The sequence below is a fragment of the Rhodopseudomonas sp. genome (assembly GCF_048594845.1).
Taxonomy (GTDB): Bacteria; Pseudomonadota; Alphaproteobacteria; order Rhizobiales; family Xanthobacteraceae; genus Rhodopseudomonas.
Genome location: NZ_JBMDXE010000053.1, coordinates 1 through 4,737, shown reverse-complemented (window position 1 = coordinate 4,737; position 4,737 = coordinate 1). Strand labels below are relative to the sequence as shown.

Below are 4,737 nucleotides of genomic sequence, written 5' to 3'. Positions count from 1 at the left end.
CTCGGCGTCGTCGAGCGTCACCAGCTCGACCACCGCGGCGTGCAGCTGGTTCTCGTCGCGCTGCGGCGCGGTGCAGCCTTCGAGATAGCTGACGTAGGATCCCTTGTCGGCGATGATCAGCGTGCGCTCGAACTGGCCGGTATTGGCCGCATTGATGCGGAAGTAGGTCGAGAGTTCCATCGGGCAACGCACGCCCTTCGGCACGTAGACGAACGAGCCGTCCGAGAACACCGCGGAGTTCAGCGTCGCGTAGAAATTGTCCGAGGTCGGCACCACCGTGCCGAGATATTTCTTCACCAGCTCCGGATGCTCTTTGATGGCTTCCGAGATCGGCATGAAGATCACACCGGCCTTCTTCAGCTCGGCCTGGAACGTGGTCGCGACCGACACCGAGTCGAACACCGCATCGACCGCGATCTTGCGGCTCGGCGTGTCCGGCCCGCCCGGCGCCGGCTCGACGCCTTCGAGCAGGGCGACTTCGCGCAGCGGGATGCCGAGCTTTTCGTAAGTCTTCAGGATTTCCGGATCGATCTCGTCCAGCGAGCCGACGGTCTTCTTCGGCTTCGGCGCCGCGTAGTAATAGAGATCCTGGAAATCGATCTTGGGGTAGTTCACCCGCGCCCAGGTCGGCTCGGTCATCGTCAGCCAGCGACGATAGGCCTCGAGCCGCCACTGCAGCATCCAGTCAGGTTCGTTCTTCTTTGCTGAGATGAAGCGGACGATGTCTTCCGACAGCCCCTTCGGAGCCTTGTCGGATTCGATCAGCGTCTCGAATCCATAGCGATATTGATCGACGTCGATCTGGCGAACCCGATCGACGGTCTCTTGGACGGCAGCCATTTAAACCTCCGCTCGCGGTTTCAAGGACCGCGGTGGATCTGCTGGAACATGCTTACACGATCCGACGCGGGATGAAACCCTCTTAGAACCGTTCTGGCACTGTTTCATGATCTCTCTTAGTTAAGTTGCCGGCGAGCCTTTTCCAAGCATTTAGGCACGCGTCGATGTCGGATTCGCTACTCGACCAGCCGAGACTGATGCGTATCGCTGACTGTGCAAGTTCCGGACCGCATCCCATCGCCTGCAGCACGTGCGAGGGTTGAACCTTGCCCGACGAGCAGGCCGATCCGGACGACACTGCGACCCCGGCGAGGTCGAAACCGATCACTGCGGTCTCGGCGCGCAGCCCCGGCACCGCGAACAGCGTCGTGTTTGGAAGTCTTGCGACCGATTCGCAAAAAATGACGCTCCCAGCGGTCTGCCTCAGGTTTGCCTCAAGACGATTCCGCAGGCTTTCGACCCGCTTCATGTCAGCGATAATCGTTGGCATGGTCGCCGCGACCGCCGCACCGAAGCCGGCGATGCCCGCGACATTCTCGGTCCCCGCCCGCCGCCCGAGCTCCTGCCCGCCGCCGCGCAATACCGGCTCCGCTCCCTGCACGTCAGATCCAAACACCAGCGCCCCGACACCTTTGGGGCCACCGATCTTGTGTGCAGACAGCGAGAGAAGATCGGCGCCCAACCCCTTGATCTGGAATGGAACCTTGCCGAATGCCTGAATTGCATCGACGTGCACCAAGCCGCCCGCCGCATGGACGATTTCGGCTGCCTCCGCAACTGGTTGCAGCGCGCCGGTCTCGTTGTTGGCGAGCATGAGGGACAGCAATGCCGGCGGCCCGCTGGCGAGAAGCTGTCGCAGGTGATCGAAGTTCAGCACGCCTTCGCGCGTCACTTCAACAACTTCGACCTGCGCCGGAGCAAACCGTCCGCCGCTCAGCACCGCGGCGTGCTCGACCGCTGAAACCAGCAGCCGCTCAGCAGGTTTGGAACCGATCCGGAGTCCTGGCGTGAGCGCCAGCGTGATCGCCTCGGTGCCGCCGGAGGTAAACACGACATCTCGCGGCGCTGCGCCGACAGCACCGGCCACTGCCGTGCGCGCCTGCTCGACGAGCCCCCGCGCCGCCCGTCCTTCCGCATGAATCGACGACGGGTTGCCGGTCAGCTCCAGCGCCGCCACCATGGCTGCGCGCGCTTCGGTCCGCAGCGGCGTGGTCGCATTCCAGTCGAGGTAGACCCGCTCCGACGTCACGCGGCACGCTTCCTTTGTTCCGTTTCCCACATCGGGTGTCGCAATACCCGCATCCGAAATCCTGTTCGTGTTCAATATGCTTGCATTTGGCCCTGCGCCCTATGCTAGAACGCAACTCCCCGTTCATACGGCCATTTGTCAGACCCGCGCGACGGGTTTTGGCGGCCGTCGCTGTGCAAGACCGCCGCGCGCTCGACGCGCCAGGCCGAATGCCAAGATGTCTACCAAGGATCGCTGATGCCTGAAGTCATTTTCACCGGTCCGGCGGGCCGCCTCGAAGGCCGCTATCACCCCGCCAAGCAGAAGAACGCCCCGATCGCGATGGTGCTGCACCCGCACCCGCAGTTCCGCGGCAACATGAATCATCCGATCGTCTATCAGGTGTATTACGCCTTCGTGGCCCGTGGTTTCTCGGTGCTGCGCTTCAATTTCCGCGGCGTCGGCCGCAGCCAGGGCTCGTTCGATCATGGCACCGGCGAGCTCTCCGATGCCGCCTCGGCGCTCGATTGGGCCCAGACCATCAACCCAGAAGCGCGTGCCTGCTGGGTCGCCGGCTTCTCGTTCGGCGCCTGGATCGGCATGCAGCTGCTGATGCGTCGTCCCGAGGTCGAGGGCTTCATCTCGATCGCGCCGGAACCGAACCGCTACGATTTCTCGTTCCTGGCGCCCTGCCCGTCGTCCGGCCTGATCGTCCACGGCGAAAAGGACATCGTGGCCCCGGCCAAGGACGTCAACACCCTGGTGGAAAAGCTGAAGACCCAGAAGGGCATCGTCATCGACCAGCAGACCATCCCCGGCGCCAACCACTTCTTCGAAGACAAGATGGAGCCGCTGATGGAAACGGTGACCTCCTATCTCGACATGCGGCTCGCCAACGTCCGCTGAGTGACCGCGCGGCTACGGCCGCGCAATCAGCCCGCCGGTCATCGGGAACGCGACGCCGGTGGTAGCGGGATAACTCAGCGGCAGCCCCTTCAGACCGCGGGCGGCGAGAAAACCGAAGGCCTGCGCCTCCATCGCATCCGCCGACCAGCCGAGCGCATCGGCGCTCTCGACCTGCGCCGGCGCCAGACGTTCGCGCAGCATGCGCATCATCGTCAGGTTGCGGGCACCACCGCCCGTGATGACGACGCTGTGCGGCGGCTTCGGCAGCTGCGGCACAATCGCTGCGATCGCCGCGGCGGTGAACGCCGTCAGCGTTGCAGCGCCGTCCGAGGCGGACCAATCGCCCGGCGTCAGTCCAGCGAAGTCGTTGCGGTCCAGCGATTTGGGTGCCGGCTTGGCGAAGAACGGATGCTGCAGTGCCCGCGACAGCCAAGCCTCATCGATGGCGCCCTGCGCAGCCAGTTTGCCCTCGCCATCGAATGCCTTGCCGATGGTCCGGAACACGAAATCGTCGAGCAGTGCATTTCCGGGCCCGGTATCGCAGGCGATCAGCGTGTCGTGGCCGTCGATATAGGTGACGTTGGACACCCCGCCGATGTTCACCACCAGCACCGGACCGTCGCGCCCAAGCGATTGCGCCAGCGCCCGGTGATAGACCGGTACGAAGGGAGCTCCCTGCCCACCCGACGCCACGTCGGCCGCGCGGAAATCGTACACGACGGGAATTCGGATCGCTTTGGCGAGCGCCTGTGCATCGCCGATCTGCACCGTCAGCTTCGAAGCCGGCCGATGCAGCACGGTCTGGCCGTGGAAGCCGACCAGATCGACCGCATCCTTGTCGATGCCGTGTTGGGCGGTGAACGCCGCCACCGCCTCGGCATGGGCAATCGTCACCACGCGCTCGGCCTCGGCGAGAACGCCAGGCCGCGCCTCGCGCCGCTCGAGTTGCGTCGCCTCTGCCAGCGCCTGCCGCAGCAGGCCGCGCTCCGCCTCGGTGTAAGGCCGATAACTGGATGGCCCGAGTGCGGCGACACGCCGCCCATCGGTCTTGATCAAGGCGACGTCGACCCCGTCCAGCGAGGTCCCGCTCATCAGTCCGATCGCCGTCAACATCATGGCCCTGCGCCTTTCTCAGCGCTGCGGAAGGTCCAACTTGTGTCAAACACGCAGTTCTTATAATGCCACACGGTAACCCGCCTGAAAGACCTTCCTGCACCACGTTCAGAGCGATCTGCGCCGAACGTGAAGGATCAGTGATCAGAGATCGATAGAGATGGCCGCCTTTAAGTCAGATTTTATGAATGTGCTCCAGCAGCGGGGCTTCATTCATCAGATTTCCGACCCGGACTCGCTCGACGCGCTCGCCGCGAAACGCGAGGTGGTAGCCTATGTGGGTTACGACTGCACCGCCGCATCGCTGCATGTCGGCCACCTGCTCTCGATCATGATGCTGCATTGGCTGCAGGCGACCGGCAACAAGCCGATCGCGCTGATGGGCGGAGGCACCACCCGCGTCGGCGATCCGTCGGGCCGCGACGAGACCCGCAAGATCCTCACCTACGAGCAGATCGACGCCAACAAGGAATCGATCAAGGGCACGTTCTCGAAGTTCATCACCTTCGGCGACGGCGCCAGCGACGCGGTGATGGCCGACAACGCCGAGTGGCTGACCAAGCTGAACTACATCGAGATGCTGCGCGACGTCGGCCGCCACTTCTCGATCAACCGCATGCTGACGATGGACTCGGTGAAGCTGCGGCTCG

The 4,737-nt window shown here is 63.9% G+C and carries 4 protein-coding genes and 1 pseudogene; 2 read left to right on the top strand and 3 right to left on the bottom strand.

The window, feature by feature from the left end; genetic code table 11:
- Both ACOJTD_RS02845 and ACOJTD_RS02840 read right to left on the bottom strand, forming a co-directional pair.
- Window positions 1–840 (bottom strand): annotated as a pseudogene (locus ACOJTD_RS02845) (Fe-S cluster assembly protein SufB); the annotation flags it as partial.
- Between the two features lie 82 nt (window positions 841–922).
- A complete protein-coding gene (locus ACOJTD_RS02840) occupies window positions 923–2,089 on the bottom strand; it encodes a cysteine desulfurase family protein (RefSeq protein WP_420131428.1) in 1,167 nt (388 codons plus the stop codon).
- A 237-nt stretch (window positions 2,090–2,326) separates the two neighbouring features.
- On the opposite strand from ACOJTD_RS02840, the gene ACOJTD_RS02835 reads away from it, so the two are divergent.
- Complete coding sequence (locus ACOJTD_RS02835) at window positions 2,327–2,974, top strand: alpha/beta hydrolase (protein ID WP_054161885.1); 648 nt, start codon at window positions 2,327–2,329, stop codon at window positions 2,972–2,974.
- 12 nt (window positions 2,975–2,986) lie between these two features.
- Here ACOJTD_RS02835 and ACOJTD_RS02830 read toward each other — a convergent pair whose 3' ends face one another.
- Entirely contained in the window at window positions 2,987–4,090 is a 1,104-nt protein-coding gene (locus tag ACOJTD_RS02830; RefSeq protein ID WP_420131427.1) for an anhydro-N-acetylmuramic acid kinase, read from the bottom strand.
- A 157-nt stretch (window positions 4,091–4,247) separates the two neighbouring features.
- Here ACOJTD_RS02830 and tyrS point away from each other — a divergent pair.
- A partial coding sequence (tyrS, locus tag ACOJTD_RS02825) for a tyrosine--tRNA ligase (protein ID WP_420131426.1) occupies window positions 4,248–4,737 on the top strand: 490 nt, incomplete at its 3' end.